At 60.3% G+C, this 23,726-nt stretch carries 14 protein-coding genes and 1 tRNA gene; 9 read left to right on the forward strand and 6 right to left on the reverse strand.

Features of this window, described 5'->3' with window-relative positions:
• Nucleotides 1–214 precede the first annotated feature (214 nt).
• Both sake_RS04695 and sake_RS04700 read left to right on the forward strand, forming a co-directional pair.
• Nucleotides 215–3,535, forward strand: coding sequence for an ATP-dependent DNA helicase (locus sake_RS04695; RefSeq protein ID WP_178945543.1), 3,321 nt, complete (start codon nt 215–217; stop codon nt 3,533–3,535).
• Entirely contained in the window at nt 3,475–7,176 is a 3,702-nt protein-coding gene (locus sake_RS04700) for an ATP-dependent DNA helicase (protein ID WP_178945544.1), read from the forward strand. Before sake_RS04695 ends, sake_RS04700 begins: the two co-directional genes overlap by 61 nt.
• 9 nt (nt 7,177–7,185) lie before the next feature.
• Here sake_RS04700 and sake_RS04705 read toward each other — a convergent pair whose 3' ends face one another.
• Complete coding sequence (locus tag sake_RS04705; protein WP_243155739.1) at nt 7,186–8,313, reverse strand: phosphotransferase; 1,128 nt, start codon at nt 8,311–8,313, stop codon at nt 7,186–7,188.
• Between the two features lie 176 nt (nt 8,314–8,489).
• Here sake_RS04705 and nudC point away from each other — a divergent pair, with 176 nt between their 5' ends.
• Both nudC and sake_RS04715 read left to right on the forward strand, forming a co-directional pair.
• Complete coding sequence (nudC, locus tag sake_RS04710) at nt 8,490–9,455, forward strand: NAD(+) diphosphatase (protein WP_178945546.1); 966 nt, start codon at nt 8,490–8,492, stop codon at nt 9,453–9,455.
• A gap of 14 nt (nt 9,456–9,469) precedes the next feature.
• The gene (locus sake_RS04715; protein WP_371811946.1) at nt 9,470–11,248 is read left to right on the forward strand and encodes an ATP-dependent helicase; all 1,779 of its coding nucleotides are present in this window, start codon (nt 9,470–9,472) and stop codon (nt 11,246–11,248) included.
• On the opposite strand, the gene sake_RS04720 is transcribed toward sake_RS04715, so the two are convergent.
• Complete coding sequence (locus sake_RS04720) at nt 11,239–11,994, reverse strand: hypothetical protein (RefSeq protein WP_129359962.1); 756 nt, start codon at nt 11,992–11,994, stop codon at nt 11,239–11,241. The genes sake_RS04715 and sake_RS04720 overlap by 10 nt on opposite strands.
• A gap of 124 nt (nt 11,995–12,118) precedes the next feature.
• Between sake_RS04720 and sake_RS04725 the strand changes: the two genes are divergently transcribed.
• Complete coding sequence (locus sake_RS04725) at nt 12,119–12,700, forward strand: M48 family metallopeptidase (protein ID WP_165000984.1); 582 nt, start codon at nt 12,119–12,121, stop codon at nt 12,698–12,700.
• 46 nt (nt 12,701–12,746) lie between these two features.
• Here sake_RS04725 and sake_RS04730 read toward each other — a convergent pair whose 3' ends face one another.
• A complete protein-coding gene (locus sake_RS04730; RefSeq protein WP_178945547.1) occupies nt 12,747–14,153 on the reverse strand; it encodes a zinc-dependent metalloprotease in 1,407 nt (468 codons plus the stop codon).
• A 232-nt stretch (nt 14,154–14,385) separates the two neighbouring features.
• On the opposite strand from sake_RS04730, the gene sake_RS04735 reads away from it, so the two are divergent.
• The 3 genes from sake_RS04735 (at nt 14,386) to sake_RS04745 (ending at nt 18,952) form a co-directional block, all read left to right on the forward strand.
• The gene (locus tag sake_RS04735) at nt 14,386–15,471 is read left to right on the forward strand and encodes a PDZ domain-containing protein (RefSeq protein ID WP_178945548.1); all 1,086 of its coding nucleotides are present in this window, start codon (nt 14,386–14,388) and stop codon (nt 15,469–15,471) included.
• A gap of 186 nt (nt 15,472–15,657) precedes the next feature.
• Nucleotides 15,658–18,669, forward strand: a complete 3,012-nt coding sequence (locus sake_RS04740) for a UPF0182 family protein (RefSeq protein ID WP_243155740.1) — start codon at nt 15,658–15,660, stop codon at nt 18,667–18,669.
• A 209-nt stretch (nt 18,670–18,878) separates the two neighbouring features.
• A tRNA-Met gene (locus sake_RS04745) sits at nt 18,879–18,952 on the forward strand.
• 59 nt (nt 18,953–19,011) lie between these two features.
• Here the strand turns inward: sake_RS04745 and sake_RS04750 are convergent.
• The 3 genes from sake_RS04750 to sake_RS04760 form a co-directional block, all read right to left on the reverse strand.
• Complete coding sequence (locus sake_RS04750; RefSeq protein ID WP_129359958.1) at nt 19,012–19,320, reverse strand: helix-turn-helix transcriptional regulator; 309 nt, start codon at nt 19,318–19,320, stop codon at nt 19,012–19,014.
• A 93-nt stretch (nt 19,321–19,413) separates the two neighbouring features.
• Nucleotides 19,414–20,130 (reverse strand): PspA/IM30 family protein, encoded by a 717-nt coding sequence (locus sake_RS04755; RefSeq protein ID WP_129359957.1) that lies wholly within the window; start codon nt 20,128–20,130, stop codon nt 19,414–19,416.
• A 115-nt stretch (nt 20,131–20,245) separates the two neighbouring features.
• Nucleotides 20,246–21,847 (reverse strand): TPM domain-containing protein, encoded by a 1,602-nt coding sequence (locus sake_RS04760; RefSeq protein WP_178945549.1) that lies wholly within the window; start codon nt 21,845–21,847, stop codon nt 20,246–20,248.
• 266 nt (nt 21,848–22,113) lie between these two features.
• Between sake_RS04760 and sake_RS04765 the strand changes: the two genes are divergently transcribed.
• Nucleotides 22,114–23,718 (forward strand): S1C family serine protease, encoded by a 1,605-nt coding sequence (locus sake_RS04765; protein WP_129359955.1) that lies wholly within the window; start codon nt 22,114–22,116, stop codon nt 23,716–23,718.
• Nucleotides 23,719–23,726 lie beyond the last annotated feature (8 nt).

Raw genomic sequence — 23,726 nt, forward strand, 5'->3', positions numbered from 1 at the left:
ACCCGGATTCATAGGTGACTCGCGCGTACTGCCGAGCCGAACGTGTTTGCAGATCCCGGGCGCTTGCCTGGGAACCGGATAGCCCGGACACATCGTGCCGAGGTGTTTGCTCGAGGTAGTGGATTGGTCGGAAACTGGTGGTTGCCTTCTGCAACATGTAGTCGACGTCGACGAATCGCCTTAACTTGTCAGTGGCTCGTGGTGAGATTGGTACATGAGCCCCAAGAATCCTCTCGCGAGCCGTCTCCCGTCCCGGTCTCATGGCGCCACTTTGGTCCTGGGCGCGCCAGGAACCGGCAAGACCAGCAGCCTGATTGAATGTGCATTCGATCATGTGGGTGGCGGCGAGGCGGAGGGCGCATCGGCGGAGGAGATTCTGCTCCTTGCTCCCACGCGTACCCTTGCGGATCAGTTGCGCGATGGATTCTCCCAAAAGTTGTCCGCGACCATTTCCACGCCACCGGCAAGGGCTTGGCATTCTTACGCATTCGACATCCTGCGGCGGGCGCACGCGGAAGGACTGCTGGAAGGGGTGGACTTCGAGCCTCGGTTGCTCACCGGACCGGAACAAGACGTTCTGATCGGAGAGATGTTGCTGGCCCACTCGAACGGCCTAGGAAAACAGCCACAGTGGCCCGAGGAGCTGAAGGAAGCTCTGGAAACGCGAGGATTCCGCCGCGAAATCCGCGAGTTCCTGGACCGTTGCGCAGAATTCGATCTCAGCCCGGAACGGGTCCGCGAGTTGGGGAATGCACTGAACCACCCGGAGTGGGTTGCCGCCTCGGACTTTCGCGTGGAATACGAACAACTGAGGCGGCTGAGGATGCCGCAGGCCTACGACCCCTCGGCACTGATCCACCAGGCCGCTAACTTCCTCGAGAGCAACCCCGAGTTCTTGGCCAAAGAACATGAGCGCTTGCGTCTGATCCTGGTCGATGACCTCCAGGAGGCTACGCCGGCCATCATGAGGCTCCTCGAGTCGATGGCACCGGCGGCCGCAGTCAACCCGCCCCAACTGGTGATGACTGCTTGCACGGATACCGTGGTCCAGGGATTCCGTGGAGCCAGGCCCGAGGTCTTGGCGGAACTAGGATCCCGGCTCAAGGCTTACCCCGAGATCGAAACTCGCCGACTGGATCGACAGCACAGGCTGCCGAGCCCCATAGCGGATTCCGTGCGTCGCGTGAGCGAGAGAATTCCCGTGGTCGCCAGAGCACGTCACGATCGCTCGCCTGAACCATCGGATGCTGTACTCGAACGATCGACTCGAGCCGAGATCGCGATCCGCCTGACGGCTTCTGCCCAGCACGAATTGAGGCTAATCTCGCAAGGTATTCTCGAGGAGCACGTGAAAGGCGGTCGTCCGCTCGGGGACATGGCCGTGGTCGTGAGAGACGGTACCTCATTGGCGAGGATCAAGCGCCACCTGGAGTCCGACGGAATCCCAGTATCCATCCCGGTAGCCGAGACGCCCTTGCGAGAGGAACCCGCGGTTCGCCCGTTCCTGGATGCCCTGTGGCTGGCCAGCGGGGAACACGGTCCGGCGGATATTTCCAGGGCACTTTCGCTTCTGACATCGAGGCTTGGTGGGGCCAGCCCCAATACGGTCAGACGTATCCGTCAGTCGCTGAGAGCAGCAGAATTGAGACGGGGCGGTACTCGTTCGAGCGACGAGCTAATCCTGGAAGTCCTCAACGGGAGTGTGGGTCCCTCGGCCCTGACTGCAGCACCTCACCGCAATTCTTCGGATGCTTCTGGAACCCGGACCAACGAGCCTCTTGAGAGGTTGCACTCCGTGTTGAGCGCCGGCAAGCGGGCCATGGAGGAAAACACATCCACCGCTGAAACCGTGTTGTGGGCACTGTGGGAAACCAGTGGGCTCGCCCAAGAATGGCTCAGTACATCCAAGGGAACCGGACCTGCCGCCCAGCGCGCGCATCGTGATCTCGATGCTATGCTCGCACTTTTCGAAACTGCTGAGCGTTACGTGGACCAGCAACCGGGTGCAGGCGCGAGGGAATTCCTGGAATACATCGACAGCCAGGACCTCCCCATGGATACTTTGGCTCCCCGCTCTACGAACCACGCCGCGGTTGCGCTGGTCACGCCCGCTTCTGCAGCAGGCCGCGAATGGGCCTGGGTGCACGTTGCGTCAGTACAGCAGGGGAGTTGGCCGAACACGACCCTACGCGGCGGTCTCCTGAGCACACCGGAACTCTCCGACGTCGTACTCCTAGGTGTGGAGCAAGCGGTTCGGGTGACCCGTAGGAACCGGCTGCGAGAAACCCGGTACGACGAACTTCGAATGTTCGCGACCGCCATCAGCAGGTGCACGTCGCAGTTGGTCGTCAGCGCGGTCGCGAATGAGGAGGAGGAGGCGAGCGAGTTCCTCGACATCCTTGATCCTGTGGCCATGTCGGAAGCGGTCGTGAGCCCAGTCAGGCGCCCTATGACCATGCGAGGTCTGATCGCGGAACTTCGACTTTGGGCGCAATCCGCGGACCATCCCGGGCTCGCTTTCCGGGCCGCAGAACAACTCGCGCGGCTTGCTCAAGAGCCACAGTCGTCGGACTCCAGAGGCAACGGGAGCAGGCGGGGCGAAGAGATGGTGGGCATTCCGGGGGCTCATCCACGGGACTGGTGGGGGCTTGCTCCACTGACCGATGAGAGCGCACCCCTTAATGTCAATGATCCGGTGCCGGTTTCGCCCTCCAAACTCGAAACCATTCGGCGTTCGCCCCTCGATTGGTTCGTCAGCTCCGCTGGCGGAGAACCGGCAACCGACCTGTCCAGATCCGTCGGAAACCTGATCCACGAGATCGCCCAGAACATGCCGGATGCCCCAGGCCATGAACTGGAAGAAGAACTGGAGCGACGGTTCGGGGCGCTGGGCTTGTCGGATACGTGGGAGACCCGGGTCGTCTACGATCGAGCCGTCACCATGATTCGCAAATTTGCTGCGTATGCGGTGGACTCCCGTGCGTCGCTCGGGCGGAAACTCGTCGGCGTCGAAGGCGCCTTCGAAGTGCTCGTTCCGGGACCAGCGAGGGATGCCCTGCTCTCCGGAAGAGTGGATCGTCTCGAAATCGATGAATTGGGCCGTTATGTCGTGATCGACCTCAAAACGGGCAAGAGCGCTCCGTCGGCCGCGGACGTCACGCAGCATCCGCAGCTTGCCGCGTATCAGGTCGCGCTCGAGGCCGGCGCCGGAGCGGTGATGTTCGATCACGGTGAGCCTGCATCTGTCCGAGAAACACCCCTGAGGTTCGACGGTGCCAGTATCACCGAGCTGTCCGGTGGAGCTGCGCTGGTTCAGCTGGGAACCTCCACCAAGGCGTACAAGGTCCAGTCCCAAGAACCGTTGACAGAACAGGATTACTGGGCTGTTGACCTGATCCGAAAATGTGCCGAGCTCGTGGCCCATGAGCGGTTCCAGGCCAGGCACACGGATTCGGCCGGAGGATTCGGCCTCAAATGCCGTCTTCCAGAAATATGTCCTTTGTGTTCGTCAGGAAGGCAGGTCACGCAACCGTGAACCGCACCGAGAATTCAGACCGGATTCGCTACTCGCCGGAAGATATTGCAACGGCTCTCGGCCACAATCTGCCGACCGAAGAACAATCGAAGATCATCAGCGCAGATTTGTCACCGAGGCTTGTGGTTGCGGGCGCTGGCTCCGGCAAGACCGCAACTATGGTCGACCGGGTCGTGTGGTTGGTCGTCAATGGACTGGTCCGACCCGACGAAATCCTCGGAGTCACGTTCACCAAGAAAGCCGCCGGGGAGCTTCGTCATCGCATGGCTCAGAGGTTGGCCGCGTTGCGTGAGGAAGGCCTCTACCAACCCGAGGCCGATTCCGACGAGCCTGTTCTCGATCCCACCGTCAGCACCTACCACGCTTATGCAAAATCGTTGGTCTCGGAATACGGACTCCGGATCGGCATTGAGAAGGACGCGACCCAGCTCGGACAGGCGCAATGCTTCCAGCTGGTTGCCCAGATTGTCGAGAACTGGGATGGGGAATTACCGGAGAAGCTCCCGGCGGCGTCGACCCTCATCACCGAAGTGCTTCAACTCTCGGGGGAATGTGCAGAACATCTGCGGACCCCGGCAGAAGTCGAGGACTTCTGCCGGCGCAGCTTGTCGTCGTTGAAGAATATGCCGAACAACCACCCCAAGAAACTCAAGAAAGAAGAGAAACTCCGGGGAACTCTCGTCGAAAAGCTCGAACAAAAACTATTGGTCGCAAGGCTGACGGAGCGGTATCGGCGTATCAAACAAGCTATGCAGGTCATGGATTTCGGCGATCTGCTTGCCTACGCCGCAAGCATGGCTCGAGGGATCGATTGCATGGGCAGCGAACAGCGTCAGCTCTATCGCGTGGTACTGCTCGACGAATTCCAGGACACGTCCCATGCGCAAATGGTCCTCTTCTCGAGTCTGTTCGGAAACGGACACAGCGTCATGGCCGTGGGAGACCCTAAACAGTCGATCTACGGTTTCCGAGGAGCCTCGGAAGGGCAGCTCTTCGACTTCTACCGTTACTTCCCCTCGCCCCACCAAGACGCCGACTACTTGTCCGTCGCTTGGAGAAACGGAACACGGATACTCGACGCGGCCAATCGGATTGCGCGCCCTCTGTCCGACCAAGGAGAATGGGTCCGCGCAGCTTCATCGGTTCACGTCCCGGACCTGGTTGCCCGACCTGACGCCCCGGAAGGCCGGCTTATGACCGGAATATGGGGAACGGACCAAGACGAGGCCGAAGCCATCGTTTCGACTATCGCTGCGCATCGATCGGACGCTGACCGCGAGGGTCGAGAGGTTCCCAGCTCTGCCGTCCTCTGTCGAGCCCGTCGCCACATGGAGACCATCCGTTTGGAATGCGAACGCCAATCGGTGCCGTATCAATTGGTTGGCCTGGGAGGGCTTGTTGAAACGCCCGAAGTAACCGACCTCATCGCTGTCCTGCGGGTGTTGTCCGATCCGGCTCGTTCAGATTCTCTGATGCGTCTCCTGGCAGGAGCGCGCTGGCGGATCGGACCTCGGGATCTCATGGCACTGAATGACTGGGCACACTTCCTTGCCCGTCGACGCAAGAGATCCATTCTCACCGGTATTGCGGAGGACCTCGCTACACCGGAAGGTCGCGTTCCAGGGGAAGAGCATCTTGTCGCGGACGACCCACAAGCCGAGCTGCATGAAGCTTCGCAACGGCTCGAAGATCTCTTGCGCACCGGAGGAGATCAGAGCGAAAATTCGAGCCTGATCGAAGCGATCGAGACCCTTCCCGAGGCCGGATGGACCTCAGCAGCCGGCCGATCACTGAGTACGGAAGCCAGGCAAAGACTTGTCAGACTTCAGCAAGAGCTGGAGGAACTTCGGGGCTACCTGGGCGAAGATCTGATGAGCCTGCTGTACCACATTGAGCGCGTCACCATGTTGGACCTGGAACTCGCATCCAAGCCGGGACGTGATGTGCATCAGGCGCGAGCCAACGTAGATGCCTTTTATCAGGCAGTAGCCGACTATTGCGCGACTGCACCGCGTTTGGCAGCCAGCCTGGACGCCGGCTCCAGCTTCAGCGGGACCTCCGGGGCAGAGGGTGCCGAGAGCGCCGAACTCAAGGAACATCGGTACACCGTGACCTCGTCGGCGACGGGAGTAACCGCTTTTCTTGCGTGGCTCGAAGCGGCCATCGCTGAGGAATCCGGTCTGGCCATGCCTGTCCAGCCCTCAGAGTCGTCCGCCGTGCAGATTCTGACCGTCCACGCGGCGAAGGGCCTCGAATGGGATGAGGTCTACGTGCAGGGACTCACGGAAGGAGGGTTCCCCTCGGACAAAACCGAATCGTGGTTCTCGGATGTCGGAGCTTTACCCTGGACGCTGCGCGGAGACACCAAATACCTGCCTGCCTTAGACCTCGGAGCCGGCTCAACCCAAGAGCTCGAGGAGTCCGGACAAGAATTCAGCCAGCACAATCTTGCCAGGCTCGTCTCCGAGGAACGTCGTCTGGCATATGTGGCAACGACCAGGGCCAGGAGCGTACTCTTCCTCGCGTCGAGTCACTGGAGCGGAACCAAAGCCAAACCCAATTCGCTTTCACGATTCGTGGAGGAGATTTCCGAGGAGTTCGATCCGACGTCGCCCGCGATCGAGTGGGTCAACGAGGCTCCGGTGCCCGAGGAGGGAGCAAAGAACCCACAGGGCGAGCGGATTCATGCGGCTCTATGGCCCTTTGACCCGCTGACGAGGCCCTTCGTCAGCGAATGGGAGTCTGAGGAAGAACTCAACGATCTCGCCATGACGGAAGACCACGGTGCAGCGGAGCTGGATCCGGGGCCCGTGGTATCTCGGCGCGTTGACGTCGAGAGAGCCGCGTCGCTGGTTCTGTCTCACATGGACACGGAATCCGGTACCGAGTCAATGTGGCCCGCTTCCGACGCGTCGCTGAGTCTTCCATCGGACGAGTTGCCGGATCCGACGGATTGGGCCGAAGAGACAAGCCTCCTGCTGGCTCTTCACCGGGCTAGAGGAGATGGCGGCGGAAGCCCTGAACTGCCGACGCACCTCAGTGCATCTCTGCTCGTGGGTCTCGCGCAGGATCCGCAGAGGATCCTCGAGCAGATCCACAGGCCCATGCCGCGTCGGCCCGAAACATCGGCCCGTGCAGGAACCAGATTCCATGAATGGGTCGAGGAGCACTACGGAGCCGCAGGAATGTTGGACCTTGGAGAGAGCTTGGCCGACCCGGAAGAAGGAGAAGACGCCGGACTTGCTGCTCTGCAGGAGTCTTTCCGGACGAGCCCATGGTTCGATCGCCAGCCGTGGGCTATCGAATACCCCATCGAAACACCGCTCGCTGGGTTTACGGTCCGCGGAAGAATCGATGCGATATTCCGCAATCAGAATGCCTCAGGGAAAGTTCAGTGGGAATTGGTCGACTGGAAAACCGGTCGGGTCCCCCAAGGAGCCGACCTCACGCACAAAACGGTCCAATTGGCCGTATACAGGATGGGATTTGCGCGCCTTCACGATGTTGATCCTGAAGACATCTCCGCGGCCTTCTACTACGTCGCGCACGGAAAAACCATTAGGCCCCGCAAGGTCGCGGACGAGACCGAACTCATCGACCTGGTGAACCGCATGCAAAACACAGCTTCAGAAACCAAGTGAAAAGTTCCTCTACGGCTCGTCGATTGTGGAAATAGGCCCCGTCGGATCTTCGCTCGGTTTCGCACGAGAAGACCCATGTCCGCTCGCATGGGCGCCGGCGCTAGCCGAGGTGCGGGCAGGCTCGCTCGAATCCGGGGTGGTCTCACGCGTCGGATCACTCTGCGATGAAGGAGCCGCCGCGGGCTCGGAGACCGACCGTACGTTCGAGGTAGCCGACGACGAAGAAATGGCCCCGGACTCTCGGAGATCATCTTCCAGTGTCCTGAGCATTGAGACGGCTTCGTCCACGGTCTCCCGGTCCTTCTGCTCGACGCCCCGGGCAAGCCACTGAGCCAACGCAAACTCTGCGTGAAGGTAAGCTCGCCGAAGCAAATGTTGGTCGGGTGCGTGCGGAAGCTGGACGGAGTAGACCTCGATGATCGAATCCGTGAATTCCTGGTCCGGGCAACTCATCAGCCAAGAGAAATCCAGCGCTGGGTCCCCGACGTGCAGGTCATGCCATCCTCGGACTGCCGTCAGCCGGGTTCCGTCCAGAACCAAATTCTCCTCGGTCAGGTCGCCGTGGACTACGGTGGGCCGGAACTGCCACATGCTCTCGTCCTCCAGCCAGGCTTCCCAGCGCCGAAGGAGTGCGGAGGGAACTTTGCCTGTGCTTGCCGTTCGGTCGAGTTCCGAGAGCATCCTCTTGCGGCACTGTTCGTGGGAGTACATCGGAAGGTCGGCTTCCTGAACCATCTCCGCCGGAAGCGTATGGATTGTGGCGACGGCTTTGCCTATCTGTGTCGCGAGGGGGTCTCGTTCCGGTGACACGACGTGGGAACGCCGCGCTAGTTCTTCGATGTCCAAAACTTCCCCAGGAACCTCTGGATACACAAAAGTCTTGAGGCCGCGACTATCAGCCGACCCCACTACCGTGGGCAATTGGAATGGGAGTCGTGCGCGCAATCCCGGAGAAAATGAATGCAGTATGACGTGCTCGGACTCGAGTCGCACACTGGCTTCATGATTCTGCGGAGCGCGCACAATCCACCGCTGGCGAGCGGAGTCGACAACGAGCGCGGAACCATAGTCCGGGTTGTCTTCCTCGTACGCGTACGCGGCCACGGGGAAGAGGCCCGGCACTCCTGCCGAGGCCATAGCGGCTAACGTTAACGGTGTTAATTTCACTCGTTCAGAGTACTAGAGACAGATGGAAGCAAGCTGATCACGTGAACCACCAATTTGTCACACAGCCCACACCCCCGCTTGGGCCCGATTTACTGGGGACATACCCCATTCGGCGCATCGACGACGGGCGCCTGAGAACCGAACTCATGGATTCAGCTCTGAGCGATTCTTCAACCCGAGTTTTGATGCTTGACCAGGGAAAAGTTCCGACGGCGTGGTCTGAGGGCCGCGCCGGCGTTGCGTGGGCTGCGCCCACCGAAGGCCTCGACGTCGTCGCATACCTCGGGACGTCGGAGGACCGGGCCCCGATACTCCTGGCTCGCGCTCCGCACACCAGGCCGGAAGACATCCAAGCCGGTGATCCTTGGCCGGAGGAACACGAGCAGAGCTCACAGAGCGGTGGTGAGAACATCCAGTGGCTGGGCCTCAGGGACGCGGCTCCCGTTCTGAGCAAGGAAGAAAGCACGTGGCTGAGCATCGGGATCGCTCTCATGAACTGGCACTCCAGCTACAAATTCTGTCCCACCTGCGGTTCCCCCTGCCAACCGGACCCCACCGGGTGGGTACGAATCTGTGAATCAGAGGGTCGGGAACTCTTTCCTCGAACCGATCCGGCCGTGATCTCGGCCGTGGTCCACACGGACGACAGCGGCGTGGATCGCCTCCTCCTGGGACATTCGGCGGCGTGGCCCGAAGACCGTTACTCGACCTTTGCGGGATTCGTAGAGTCGGGCGAGTCCCTAGAAGCAGCCGTTGCGCGGGAAATCTACGAAGAAGCGGGCGTCGCTATCGATGAGGCGACCTATCTGGGATCGCAGCCCTGGCCTTTTCCGCGCTCGCTCATGCTCGGTTTCGTCGCGCATGCAACTCGGCTCGAGTCGGCCAGGCCGGACGGCAAGGAGATTTCCAGCGTTCGATGGTTCACACGGGACGAGCTCGAGGCCGCTGTTACTTCGGGGGAGATCCGCCTGCCGGACAGTGTCTCGATCGCTCATCACCTGATCGCCAATTGGTACGGTGGACCTTTGCCTCAATCGCCAGCGGAGTTCGACGACCGGGGCCCTTCCGGATACGACAACCAATCCGATACTGAGGAGGCGACTCAGCGCTGAAGACCGCAGCCGAATTGCTGATCCCCGGGGAACCGCCCAGCCCCGACCAGATCCTCGAGGGCCTCGACCCTGAGCAGCGAGAGGTCGCCACGAGCCTGCAGGGACCCGTGTGCGTGTTAGCAGGAGCCGGGACGGGTAAGACGCGGGCGATCACCCATCGGATCGCATACGGAATCGCTTCCGGCGCGTACGTGGGACAGCGTGTCCTCGCCCTGACCTTCACCTCCCGTGCAGCCAATGAAATGAGGAATCGGCTTCGTTCCTTGGGCGCAGCAGGTGTGCAGACTCGCACTTTCCACGCCGCAGCGTTGCGCCAACTCCAGTATTTCTGGCCCCAAGCCGTAGGAGGGACCCCGCCTCAGCTCATCTCGGGCAAAGCGCAATTCATCTCAGAAGTTGCATCTCGCCTTCGATTCAGTACGGATCGCGCGATTATTCGGGATCTGGCCGCGGAGATCGAATGGGCAAAAGTCTCGATGCTCACGCCGGATACGTTGGAAGAGCACCTGGGGCATCGGGAGCTGCCCACGGGATTTACCCCGTTGAGCATGGCCAGGATCATGCGCGGCTACGAGGATCTCAAAACCGAGAGGAATGCCATCGACTTCGAAGACGTTCTCCTCGCCACGATCGCTATCCTCGAAGAAGATCCGGCGGTCGCTGCAGCGGTGCGCCAGCAATACCGCCACTTCGTCGTGGACGAATACCAGGACGTCTCTCCACTCCAGCAACGCCTACTTGACTGCTGGCTCGGTGGTCGTGACGAACTGTGCGTCGTCGGAGACGCTTCGCAGACCATTTACTCCTTCACGGGAGCGACCTCGCGGCACCTGTTGGAGTTTCCACGCCGTCACCCGGAGGGCAAAGTCATCAAGCTCGTGCGGGACTATCGGTCCACTCCTCAAGTGGTGACCCTGGCCAATCGATTGCTCACGGCTCGCAAGCCCTCGCGGGACTCGACCCCGGGGGCGTGGGCGCCACCCTTGGAATTGCGTGCCCAGCGGCCCAGCGGACCCGATGTGGAATGGTTCGAATACGCTGACGACGAGCAAGAAGCCGCTGGTATCGCCGAGGACATGTCGGACTTGGTCTCCAAAGACGGCATCGACCCTGCCGAGATTGCGGTACTCTTCCGGACCAATGGACAGTCGCAGGCGATCGAACAGGCACTCACGGATGCTGGTGTCGGTTACCAATTGCGAGGCACCGAGAAGTTCTTCAACCGGCCTGAGGTCAAACAGGCCATACTCCAGATTCGCTCGTCAGCGAGAGCCGCCGGCGATGAGCCCGCCCCACAGCTCGTCAGGGACTGCTTGGCATCGCTCGGGTATCGCGACAAGCCGCCGTCCAGTACCGGTTCTGTGCGCTCGAAATGGGAGTCACTGGCCGCCTTGGTCTCCTTGGCCGACAGGCTCGCCAGGGTTCACGAGGAAAAGACTGGCTCGGACGAATCGACATTTACCATGTCGATGCTGGTCGACGATCTGACACGACGTGTTGCTCATCAGGACGCGCCGGTCATGAACGGCGTGACGCTCGCGTCTTTGCACTCAGCCAAGGGCCTCGAATGGGATGCCGTGTTCCTGTGCGGCTTGAGCGAAGGCCTCATGCCGATCAGCTTCGCCGAAACCGGCGACGAAATCGATGAGGAACGTAGGCTGCTGTACGTGGGTGCCACCCGCGCTCGCGAGCGGTTGACCCTGTCGTGGTCGCTCTCCCGCACACCCGGGGGTCGAGCTCATCGAAAGCGCTCCCGTTTCCTCGATGGCATAGCGCCGCGGACTCAGCTCTGAACCTCCTGGTCGGCTCCGAGCGAGCAGACGCAATCGGGCCAGAGTCTTTGGTCCTCGTCCGGCCCCCGGTTCCCGGATGCGACCGTGTCCATGAGCCGCAATAGTTCTGTGGGTGACAATCCGGTTTCGCACCCGGTGGAGTCTTTCGCGGGGCTAGCCGCAAGAATACAATCCGGGCAACGCCGACGGGCCCATGTCGTCGCGTTGCAGGGCCGTACTTCTCCGTGCTCGTCTCGACAGAGCTGCAGACAGGGGACGTCCGGTGCCAACGGGAGGTCCCAATCGGTTTCCTGCTCGGGCCAGCTGGTGTGGACGATGACGTCCGGGTGAACGACGAGTTCACCCAGCCAAGGATTCGGCGTGCCCCACCGGTCGTGCCCCGGATACAAGGCCTCGATATATCGGTCTTCGGGGCGATGTCCGCCGCTGACCAGAACCTCGGGCACATAGGTCGCCAAAGTCCACATGAGGCACCGTACGCGGGGCCGCCCGCGGTGGAAAGGGCGATAACTGCTCGACATTGTGTCGAGGGCGTCCACCGCCGAGCGATCGCACAGCATGGGAAACGCAGCCGAAGTCCGCACGTAATGCGATACGGCATCAGCCACCGGCCCCGGAATCCCAATGAACAGGGGCCTAGGCCGGCCCGTCCGAGTCAATGTCGCGGAATGCACGGATGTGGTCCTCGGCGGGCTCGCAGTGTGAAAACGCGCTTCGGTGGAGTGAAGAACACGGAAGTCAGTCATGCCCCCAACTTTGCCTGGTCTCTCGCCCGGCAACAGGGTAATCCACAGGCAGCCGGTGCGGTACCCTCTCACTGCGAGGCTTCGTCCGTGGCCGTATTTGCCCCGCGCCGGTAAGCTTCTGTCGATGCCAGGACTTCCTTCTCGCGAACGGCTCGCCGCAACGCGTACACGACCAGAGGTCGAGATCAGACGTTCCGCACGACGGCGAAAGACCATTTCCGCCCGCTGGGAAGGGAAAATGATCGTCCTTCTGGTGCCTGGCACCATGGCGACGCCGGTCGCACGGGACTACCTCGAACGGTTGCTTCCCAAATTGCTGTCGGAACGGTCTGGGGCTCGTGACGACCCTCGACGGACCGACGCATACCTGGGGGAGCGGGCATCGGTGATCGCTCGGACCTATCTCGACGATCGCGTCAAACCGGTCTCCATAGGCTGGGTGACCAATCAGAACACGCGGTGGGGCTCAACCACTCCCGCAACCGGCAGGATACGAATCTCCCACCACCTGTGGGGTGCGCCCGAATTCGTTGTCGACTACGTGATCCATCACGAGCTCTGTCATCTCGTCGAACCGTCTCACAACAACCATTTCAAAAAGCTCGAGGCTCAATTCCCGCACGTCGAGCTGGCCAAAGCCTTCTTGGAAGGCATTATTTTTGAAAGACACCGCTTGGACACAGAAAACGCCGGTCCCTGGGAGTAAAGGGCCGGCGTTTTCCGCCTGGGACGACTGATCGTGACGTCGGTGGCTACTGAGTCTGGGGCCCGCGACCGGAATCCTCGGGTCCATCGGAACCTGACCCCGAGTCGTCTTGGCCCTCGTCGTAGCCTCCCGAGAGAAGCTTCTCCAATGCGGCGTCCATCTCCTCGTCGGTCGCGTTCAAAAGGTCGCGTGCAGAGCCGAAGTTTTCGGGCTGGTCCAGGTCTTCATCGGTGGGCAGATTTTCAGGGGCGGACCAGAGAGCGTCGCGCTTCTCGACGCCGTGCTCTTCCTCGTAGCCCTTCCAGAACTGTGAGGCCTCGCGCAGGCGGCGGGGACGGAGCTCCAAACCGATGAGGGATCCGAACGCTTTCTCCGCCGGGCCACCGCCGGCACGACGACGCCGCAGAGTTTCGGTCAGCGCCGCGGCACTCGGAAGATTCTTGGTCGCTTCCGTGCTGACGTGATCCACCCAGCCCTCGACGAGCGCCAGCAACGTTTCCAACCGCCGCAAGGTCACTTCCTGGTCTTCGGTGAGTGTCGGCTTGAAGATGTCGCCGGACAGCGCATCCTGAAGCGACTCGGGATTCATGGGGTCCATGTCCCGGGTCGCCTCTTCGATCCGGTCCATGTCGACATGGATACCACGAGAGTATCGCTGGATGAGCTCCATGATGTTCTCACGCAACCAAGGATTGGCGTGGAAGAGCCGGATATGGGCCGCCTCCCGAACCGCCAAGAACAGCATGACTTCCTGCGCGGGCAGGTCAAGGCCTTCGCCGAATTCGGCGATATTCGAAGGCAGGAGAGCGGAGCGACCGGGTGCGAGAGGAAGACCGATGTCAGTTGAGGAGACGACCTCCTTTGACAATTCACCGACTGCTTGGCCCAGCTGCATGGCGAACATCATGCCGCTCATGCCTCCGATCACGGAGGCGCCCTGGCCCAGCATGGACTTCATCTCCTCGGGCATCTGCTGCGTCAATGCCTCGCTCATCGCCTCGGTCACGGAATTCGCAACCGGCTCCGAGATCTCACGGAATGTATCGAAGCAGTTCTCGATCCATTCGCTGCGCGACCAGCCTTCATCAGACAGCGACGCACGGTCGAAATCGATCGCGGGATCGAGCCATAGCTGTGCCAGTTGCGCGGCGTCCTTGACGGCCGACTTCTGGTTGCTGGTGACCGAAGGATCTTTCTCCGCGGAGGCGATACGACGGGCGTGTTCGCGTGCTTGGCCCCAATTCGGGGAGCCATCGGAGTTCATCCCGGACATCATCGACTGAATCTGGGAGAACATCCCGGACATCATGGCTGGGTCGACCGGCAGGGCCATCCCTTGCAAATCCTCCGGGTTGATGCCTTGACCAGAGGACAGCTTCCGGAACAACTCCTCGAAGGGGTTGTCCTCGTTGTCGTCGTTCTTGCCGTTGTTGTACGGATTATTCGTACTCATGACACCTCGTGGTCGTTGGTTGCCGTGAGGTCGAATGCGCTCACGACATTTCTTCTCTTGACTTCATTAAAGAGCAATGGGACCGGACGCGTCAGTCCCCACCCTGGTTTTTCAGCTCATGGCACATAGGCGGGCGTCGCGCACAACTCGACGAGGTCCGCCCCAGGAGCTGTCCAGTTCAGTGAGTTAACATAGCGGGGCAGTTTGCTGACCGAAGTAAGAGAGTTCGACGATGTCCCATCTCCAGACCCGATCCCTGCGATCTAGGAGGTTCCGTCGACCGCAACTGGGAACGATCGCAGGTTTGGCAACACTCGGCCTGGTCGCGGCAGGAGCCCTTCTTCCTCCCGATTTCGTGACGGAAGGGGCCGGACCGACTTTCAATACGATCGGTGACTACCAGGGAAAGCAACTCATCTCGATTTCCGGCCACCCCACGTACCCGACCGATGGTGACCTGGATATGACGACGGTTTACGTCGCGGGTGGCCCCAACGGTGCGACGGGTGCGCTCAATGTCCTGAGCGCTTGGTTCAACAAAGACTCGACGGCACTTCCCGCCGATGCGCTCTACGAGCCCACCATGACCCAACAACAGGTCAGCTCGCAGAACACGGCGGATATGACTAATTCGCAATCCTCGGCCCAGGCGGCCGCGGCGAAGCATCTCAATCTCGAATACAGCACCACGCTTACCGTGCAGGGAGCTACTGACGATGCCGCCGCGAAGCTCGACAAAGGGGATGTGCTGAAGTCCATCGATGGAAAGCCTCTCAAGACGTACGAGCAGCTCAAAACGACCCTTGCCGACGGGAAGGGCACTCCGATCGAGCTCGGTTATACGAAGGGCACGGGCGGCGAAGAGAAAACTATTCGAGCGACGCCCCAGAAGGATCCTTCCTCGGGCGAGTACCGCCTTGGTCTGTATCTGAAGTCCGACTACGACTTCCCGTTCCACGTCGACTACGGACTCGAATCCGTGGGCGGCCCGAGTGCGGGCATGATGTTCACGCTCGGGATCATCGATGAAATGACCGAAGGAAGCATGACAGGCGGAAAACATTTCGCCGGTACAGGGACCATTGATGCGGACGGAAAAGTCGGAGCGATCGGCGGAATTCGTCAGAAAATGATCGGAGCCAAGAATTCTGGAGCAAGCGTATTCCTGGCCCCGTCGGAGAACTGCGATGAGGTCGTGGGTCACATTCCGGACGGACTTTCCGTGGTGAAAATTTCGACGATCGACGACGCCGTCAACGCCGTCGAGAAGGTCGGCAAGGGGGAGGATCCGGCCTCGCTGCCGCAATGTACTGGGTAGGCCGTCGCAGTGCGGACGAGGATTCCGGACTGTAGTTCAATTCTTCTGGTCACAAGTGGAGTTGCACACACAAAAAGGGCAAAATGGAAGTTCACGGTTTTCCGGTCGGTGAGATCGGGTCGACCGTGTTGTGAGAATGGCAATTGCCCTTTCGCTCATCCACCGCACCGCTAGTTGAGGATTCCCGTGACCACAGGACCATCGACTCCAAGTTCACCCCGCGACAAGTCCGGAGCCACCGGTAAGAAGAAGAAACGCCCTCTTCTGACGACGTTCATCATCGTCGTGGCCTTGGTCATTGCTTTCGTTTATATCTCCCAGGTCTATACCGAGGTCCTTTGGTACGACCAACTGGGGTACATCGGGGTCTTCATCCGCGAGAATCTGATCAAGATCGCAGTATTTGCCGTAGGCGCGCTGCTCATGGGAATCGCCATCTGGCTGAGCCTTCGCACCGCTTGGAACAAGCGGCCTGCTGAGCGCCCTCAAAGGGCCAGTACCGATGAGGAGAAGTCCGCCGACGGGGAGTCCGTGAGCGATCTGCAGTCCGTGTTCAACCAGAACATGGAGCGGTATCAGCAGGCGCTCGAGCCGATGCGCCGGGTCCTCATGATCGCCATCCCGGTGGTCTTGGGCCTTTTCGGCGGGATGACCATGCTTGCTCAGTGGGACACCGTAGCGTTGTTCTTCATGCAGGAGCCTTTCGGGGAAAAAGATCCTCAGTTCGGCTTCGACATGTCCTTTTTCATGTTCACTTTGCCTTTCCTGCGCTTGATCGCGGGGTACCTCATCACCATTCTGGTCCTGTCTGGTGTCGGGGCTCTCGTGACTCATTACCTGTACGGCGGCATCGTCGTGCATGAGAAGGGCATTACGACCACCAAGGCGCTCAAGGTTCAGATGGGCGTTATCGCGGCAGTCTTGCTTCTGGTGCTCGCGGTGAATTTCTGGTTGGCTCGCTACTCGACGTTGCTGTCGAACAAGGGCTCCTGGACCGGTGCGCTCTTCACGGATGTCAACGCCGTGATGCCGACCAATGCGATTCTTTCCGTGGCCGCTCTGATCGTTGCGTTGCTCTTCGCATACTCGGCATTCGCCGGACGGTGGCGCTTGCCTCTGATCGGAACCGCAATGTTGCTCGTTGTTTCCCTGGTGGCGGGGGGCCTTTACCCGTGGGTTGTGCAGCGTTTCCAGGTCACTCCGACCGAGCAGTCGATGGAGAACCAGTACATTCAGCGGAACATTGACATGACGAGGGATGCGTACGGCCTCAGCGGCATGCAGATGCAGGATTACGACGCTACCGTCGAAACGGGCAAGGGCGCACTGGACGGGGACACCCCGACCGTGTCGAATATTCGTCTTCTCGACCCCAACGTCGTTTCGAATTCCTTTGCACAGCTTCAGCAATTCAGGCCGTACTACCAATTCGGAAAGACCCTGGCGGTTGATCGGTACAACGTTGACGGACAGAACGAGGACACCGTCATTTCGGCCCGCGAGCTGAACCCGGACCAGAACAAGGGGTGGTACAACCAGCACGTCGTGTACACGCATGGCTACGGTGTGGTTGCCGCCTATGGCAATCAGGTTCAGGCCGATGGCAAACCCAAATTCATGCAGGAGGGGATCTCCGCGAAGGGTGTCATCTCCGATGACTACCAGCCACGTATTTACTTCGGGCAGTCTTCCCCGAATTATTCGATCGTGGGCGGGTCCGACGGCGAACCCAACCTCGAGTTGGACCGACCCCAGACCCCCGACGACGAAGGCTCCGGAGACGCCAAATACACTTACACGGGCAACGGCGGACCGAAGGTCGGAAGCTGGTTCAACCGGCTGGCCTACGCGATCAAGTACCAGTCTTCGGATCTCCTGCTCTCCGACGCCGTGCGCTCGGATTCACAGATCCTGTACGACCGCGACCCCGCTGACCGTGTCAAGAAGGTGGCGCCGTATCTCACGGTGGACGGCAATCCGTACCCGGCTATCGTCGACAACAAAGTCGTGTGGATGGTCGACGCTTATACGACGTCGAGCAACTATCCGTATTCGACACCGACATCTCTTGGCGACGCGACACAGGATTCCCAGACGGAGGCTGGAGGAAGTAAAGCGTTGCCGAATGAGAAGGTCAACTACATTCGCAACTCGGTCAAGGCGACAGTCGACGCCTATGACGGTTCAGTCGACCTGTACGCGTGGGACGACCAAGATCCGGTGCTGAAGGCGTGGCAGAAAGTCTTCCCGACGACGGTCAAGTCCTACAAGGACATGAGCGCGGATCTGATGGATCACGTGCGGTACCCCGAGGACTTGTTCAAGGTTCAGCGAGAGCTGCTCAACAAGTACCACGTGACGGACGCGAACAGTTTCTACGCGAGCGACGACGTCTGGCAGACGCCCAAGGATCCCACGCAGGAACAATCGCAGGATCTGCCTCCGTATTACATGTCCTTGCAGATGCCCGGGGACCAGCGCACCAGGTTCTCCCTGACGAGCTCGTTCATTCCGCAGCAATCTGACTCGAACACTCGAAATGTCATGTATGGCTTCGTCTCGGCCAACGGTGACGCAGGTACCGGCAAGGATGGCGTCAAGGACCCCGATTACGGCAAGCTGAATTTGCTGGAGCTTCCGCGTCAATCAGTGGTTCCGGGCCCGGGTCAGGCGCAGAACCTGTTCGATTCGGACACGAATGTTTCGACGGAGCTCAACTTGCTCCGCCAGGGCGCCTCGCGGGTAGTCAACGGTAACTTGCTCACCCTGCCAGTAGGCGGCGGCATCCTGTATGTCCAACCGGTTTACGTTCAGTCCAGTGGAGATGCGTCGTATCCGACGTTGCGCCGCGTGCTGGTCGGTTTCGGTGAGAAGGTTGGTTTCGCGCCGACCCTCGACGAAGCCCTCAACAAGTTGTTTGATGGTGATTCGGGTGCGCAGACAGCGAAGGATGCGGGCGTCGACACATCCGCGGCCGATCCCGAATCGGGCGGGGACTCCGGCAACGGCAGCTCGAGCGGCGGAGAATCGCCGGACTTGAAGAAGTCCCTCGACGATGCGAACAAGGCCATGAAGGACTCGTCGGAAGCGATGAAGAACGGAGACTGGGCTGCTTACGGTCAAGCTCAGGATCGTTTGAACAAGGCCCTTGACGATGCCCTCAAGGCTGACGGCGCGGACGCCTCGAAAGAGAAGTAGGCCGGGTTCCGTGTAATCGTCGAGCAGCCGGAACGCCGGTCCGCGAGAGTGTTTTCTCGCGGGCCGGCTTTTTTGCTGTCATCGGGAGCAGATAGGGCCCCTTATGAGGAGCAGATGCGGGTGTGCACCTCTTTTTGGGTGACCTCACCCACAAACAGGTCTTTTCGTTTGCGAGGCTGGGGGAGCGTGCGTATAGTAGAACAAGTCGCCGCGGGGTGGAGCAGTTCGGTAGCTCGCCGGGCTCATAACCCGGAGGTCGCAAGTTCAAATCTTGCCCCCGCAACGAAGAAAGACCACGTCAGCCTTTTGGCTGACGTGGTCTTTTGCTTTAACGTGGTCGTTTCAGGATTCGACGTGACGGCTGTGGTTGAGGGCATCGAGAAATACGTGAGCGACGTGGTCGTCGGCCAGACTGTAGTAGATCGAGCGGCCAGAACGCCGGCCGGTAACGAGGTGGGCTTCGCGAAGGCTGCGCAGATGCTGAGACATCAGCGGTTGCGAGATGTCGAGAAGATCGACGAGTTCACCCACCGTTTTTTCCCCTTCGCTGAGAAGATGGATGGTCGCTGCCCGGGCGGGCGATGAGAGTGCTGAAAATAATCCGCAAACAGGCTGGTATGAATCCAGTTCAATCGGGTCGTCGTCGTTCATATGCATCCTCCTGCGTGGCCTCGCGGCCCAATGGTCGCGGCGCCAGGCCCGCGATGGGTCCTGACGCCGCCGGTGATTGTACTGGGTGTTGGTCTAGCTGTTCTGGTTCTTGAGCGCCGCCAGTCGCGCCTCAACTTCCGATTGTTCGGAGAGGTCCTCCAAAGATTCGAACTGTGCATCGAGTGAGGAGGAGGCGAGTTCTTCTTGTCCCCTTACTCGCGCTTCTTCACGGCGAACCTTGTCCTCGAAGCGACTGACCTCACTCGTGGAGTCCATGAGATCAAACGCGCGCAGCGAATCGTTGACCTGGCTCTGGGCCTGGACGGTTTTCTGCCGCGCATTGAGCTCATCTCGTTTTCGTGACAACTCGTCCAGTTTGGAGCGCATCTTGTTGAGACCGTCCTTGAGCTTTTCCACAGTCTCGGTTTGCGAAGCGATCTGCGGTTCGGCGTCCTTGGCCTCTTTTTCTGCGCTCATTTGACGCTGGAGGGCTACTTTCGCCAGGTTGTCAAATTTGTCGGCGTTGGCCGTATCACCATTGGAGCGATGCTGATCCGCTGTTCTGGACGCGGCGAGGGCCTTTTGGCCCCATTCATCTGCTTCCTTGACGTCCTCGGCGTGGTCCTCTTCGAGCATGCGCAGGTTGCCGATGGTCTGAGCCACGGCCTGTTCTGCTTCGACGATGTTGTTCTTGTAATCCCGCACCATCTGATCGAGCATCTTCTGCGGATCCTCCGCGGAGTCGATCAAGGAGTTGATATTGGCCTTGGCGAGTTGAGCAATGCGTCCGAAAATTGACTGCTTGACCATAGGAGTCCTCTTTCCTTGGGTGAAGACGGGGTGTCCGCCTTGCGATCGATGGGGTGTGGCTGGCTAGGAGTATTTGGTGTGGTGCAAGTGCGAGGTGGTTGGGATGGTCGGCGGGTCATAGGCCCTGGCCTGTGAAGCCACCGCCGAATCCGGGACCTCCCATACCCGGCCCTCCGAATCCGCCGGGTGGTCCGCTGCGGCCGTAACCTGTTCCGAAGAGAATTCCGCCCAACGCGGCAGAGCCGTTGTTTCCGTGGCCGTATCCGCGACGGCTGAAGTCGTCGACATCACCCACAGCAATCCGCTGGGCGTCTTCAGCGAGGCGAATCGCTTGGTTGGCATGATTCAAGGCCCCGCTCGGATCCGACAGGCGCATTTTCTCAGCTTCTTCGAGATTCCTCTCTGCCTCGCCCAGGCGGGTTCTTGCTTGGGCTTGTACCCCGCCTCGCCGCGCGCGTACATAATCCGATGCCGAGGTCAGCCGGGCCTGGGCGGAGAGCATCGTATGGGCAAGCGTTTCTCGGGCCGCTCGATCCCGTTCGTTCTGGTTGCGTACGCTCTCGAACCCTCGATCCAATTCTTGTCTGGACTCGGATAGGCGACGGGACAGCGTCAATGGATCTATGGGTCCTCGAGCGCGTTCGGCCTCGATTTCCGTGACGACAGTTTCGACGCTGGCGGTGCTGCCCGCTAAGTCGGCAAATGTGCCCCGTTCCATGAGCGAGCGAGCTTCTGCGAGGTCCGTTTTAGCCTGAGCCGTAGCTTCAGCCAGCGCACCATCGGCGCGTCGGAGCTCGTCACGGGAGTGTCCGATGGCTTCCAGGAGGGCCCGGGCTTGGCTCATGGCTTCTTCTCCTGCACGCAACCGGACGACGGCTTCGGAGGAATTGCCGTCATCCAGACTGGACTGGGCTCCGGAGACGGCGTGGTCCGCAAAATCCAATCGATCCGTCGCCTGGCGGAGGTTGTCGGCGACCGAATCAGTTGCGTCGGGAGAGTAATCGGTCAGTAACGAATGATGTTCCTGTTCCCAGGTGGGCACATCATCGCGCAGGGCCGAGATGCTTCGCGTGAGCGAGTTGATAGCATCAGGCGCGTTTCGTTCGAGCTGTCTCAGTTCGGTGAAATTCTTTTCTTGCTTTTTCAGGGATTCTTGGGCCGAGTGGCAACCTTGAATAATCTCCGTGAGCCAGCTGCGTTGGTCTTCTTCCGAATCCGGGATTTCGTCGTCGAGTTGCTTCTGCAATTGGAAGCTCCGACGCATGTGGACTTTGGCCTGATTTATGGCCGTCTGAAAAGGTCGGATCTGCTCATCACCGAACTGCGCTTGCGCGAAGGCCAATTCCTGCTCGCTCTGCGCGATGACATCGTCGGTACTGACGAGGAGACTGCCGGCTTCAGCGCGCAGATCTGCGATGTCGGCAGGCGGGGGAGGCCCGTCATCGGCGTACCGGGCTTGAGCTTCGGCATATCGGGACCTCTGGTTACGGGATTTCCTCTTCGAGGTCATGTACCACCAAGCGAGGACAACAATGACGAGGACAAGTCCGAGGCCGGCGCCGGCACTGAACGCGCTACCAACCCCTGCGGCGAGCGGAGCACCTGTATCACTCTGCGGGGCTGCGGCTGAGGCGGCGACGGGAGATGCCACAAGTCCTTTTGCCACTACCGAGGAACCCAGCGCGACACCGAGTGCGTGACGTACTGACGAATTCATGGGTAACCTCGCAAGCGTGGTCGGGGCGGGAACTCTTGCGCACCAGTCTAAGTGGTTTTTCTGCTCGGCCCTCGGGAAATCCACAGGATCTTCGCGCAGAGCATGTGTGGACACCTCGGCCCTGCGAAGTCCCAGGAAATGTCCAGATTTCGCACAAGTCGCCCACAGTCGAGTGCGTCATAGTCGACTCAGATCCTTCTGGTCCGACCCGGTCAGCACCAGCATAAAATGACCTCGGCCTCGATCCATGAGATGAAAGGCAAGACATGTCCAAAAACCCCGATGAGTATGGTCAAAATCCCGACAACTGGTCCGAAGGCTCCGGTCGTGAGCCACAGGATCCGGGAGCAGGACACGGAGAAACCGGGGACGCCGACGGGGTCGACCACAGCGTTCCCACGCAACCATTCCCTCAGTATGGGCAATCGGGTTCCGGGGCCTACGGCCAACAGGACGAGTCCGGACCAGACTCACATCAGAGCTTCGACGGCACGCGGGAAGCCCCCCAAGGTTACTCTCCCCAGGATCCCTACGGATATCAGTACGGTTCCGCCACCAACGGCCAGTACTACAACGAGAACCCCTACACGCAGCAGGGTTATTACGGAGCGAACGCTCGCGGGGTTCGTCAGAATCATCGTTTCGGCACAGGGACACTCATCGGTGGAATGCTTCTTGCCGCCCTGCTCGGCGGGGGAGTTGCGGCAGGAGCCGGCGCGCTCATAGACAATCATTCGACGTCAGCCTCGGGATCCACAACGCCCAAGACGACGATCGTCAATAACCAGGATTCCGTTAACGCCGTGTCCGCGGCCGCTCAGAAGGCTTCCCCATCGGTCGCGACCATCTCGGTATCGGGCAGTTCGCAGAGCGGATCGGGCTCCGGCGTCGTTCTGGACGACGAGGGGCACATCCTGACGAATACGCACGTTGTCACGCTGGATGGTACGACGAGTAACGCCTCGATCCAGGTCAAGCTCTCGGACGGTACCGTCAAGCAAGCGAACGTCGTAGGGACCGATCCCACCTCGGATTTGGCGGTTATCAAGGTCGACCCCCAGGGTCTCAACCTCACCCCGGCTTCTACGGCGGATTCGAGCAAACTCAATGTCGGGGACATCGCGGTGGCTATCGGCGCACCGCTCGGTTTGGACGGGACCGTTACGGACGGCATCGTATCGAATCTGTCGCGCACTATCTCGGTAGCTTCCTCGGCGGCACCCGATGAGAGCGACTCCGGTCAGGACGACTCCCAACAAGGGTCCTCGCCCTTCCAATTCCAATTCCCGGACAAGGATGGCGGAACCAAGAACAGTCAGTCCAACAAGACGATCGCATTGAACGTCATGCAAACCGACGCCGCGATCAATCCCGGCAACTCCGGGGGTGCGCTGGTCAACTCCAAGGGGGAAGTGATCGGCGTCAACGTGGCCATAGCGTCCGCGGGGCAGTCGAGCGGCGGCTCGGGTTCGGATTCCTCCGGAAACATTGGTGTCGGCTTCTCCATACCGATCAACTATGCCAAGCGCATCGGTCAGGAGATCATCGACAACGGCAAGGCCTCACATGGCTACCTCGGAGCCAGCGTTTCGTCGAATCCTGCGTCGGGCGGGACAAGCCCGGACAGCTCATTCACCAACGGTGCCGTGGTCAAGAACGTCGTCTCAGGCTCGCCCGCCGAAAAGGCCGGGCTGAAGAAGGGCGATGTGGTGACCAAACTCAACGACCACGCGATCTCGGATGCGGAGTCCCTGACGGCAGCAGTTCGGGAAGCCCGGGCCAACGAGAAGGTCGGCATCAGCTACACGCGAGGTGGCAACACCCAGGACGGCGAGGTCACCTTGGGCGACGCCGACGATTCAGGGCAGTAGACCCAATG

It is taken from the genome of Kocuria sp. TGY1127_2 (assembly GCF_013394385.1).
Lineage (GTDB): Bacteria > Actinomycetota > Actinomycetes > Actinomycetales > Micrococcaceae > Rothia.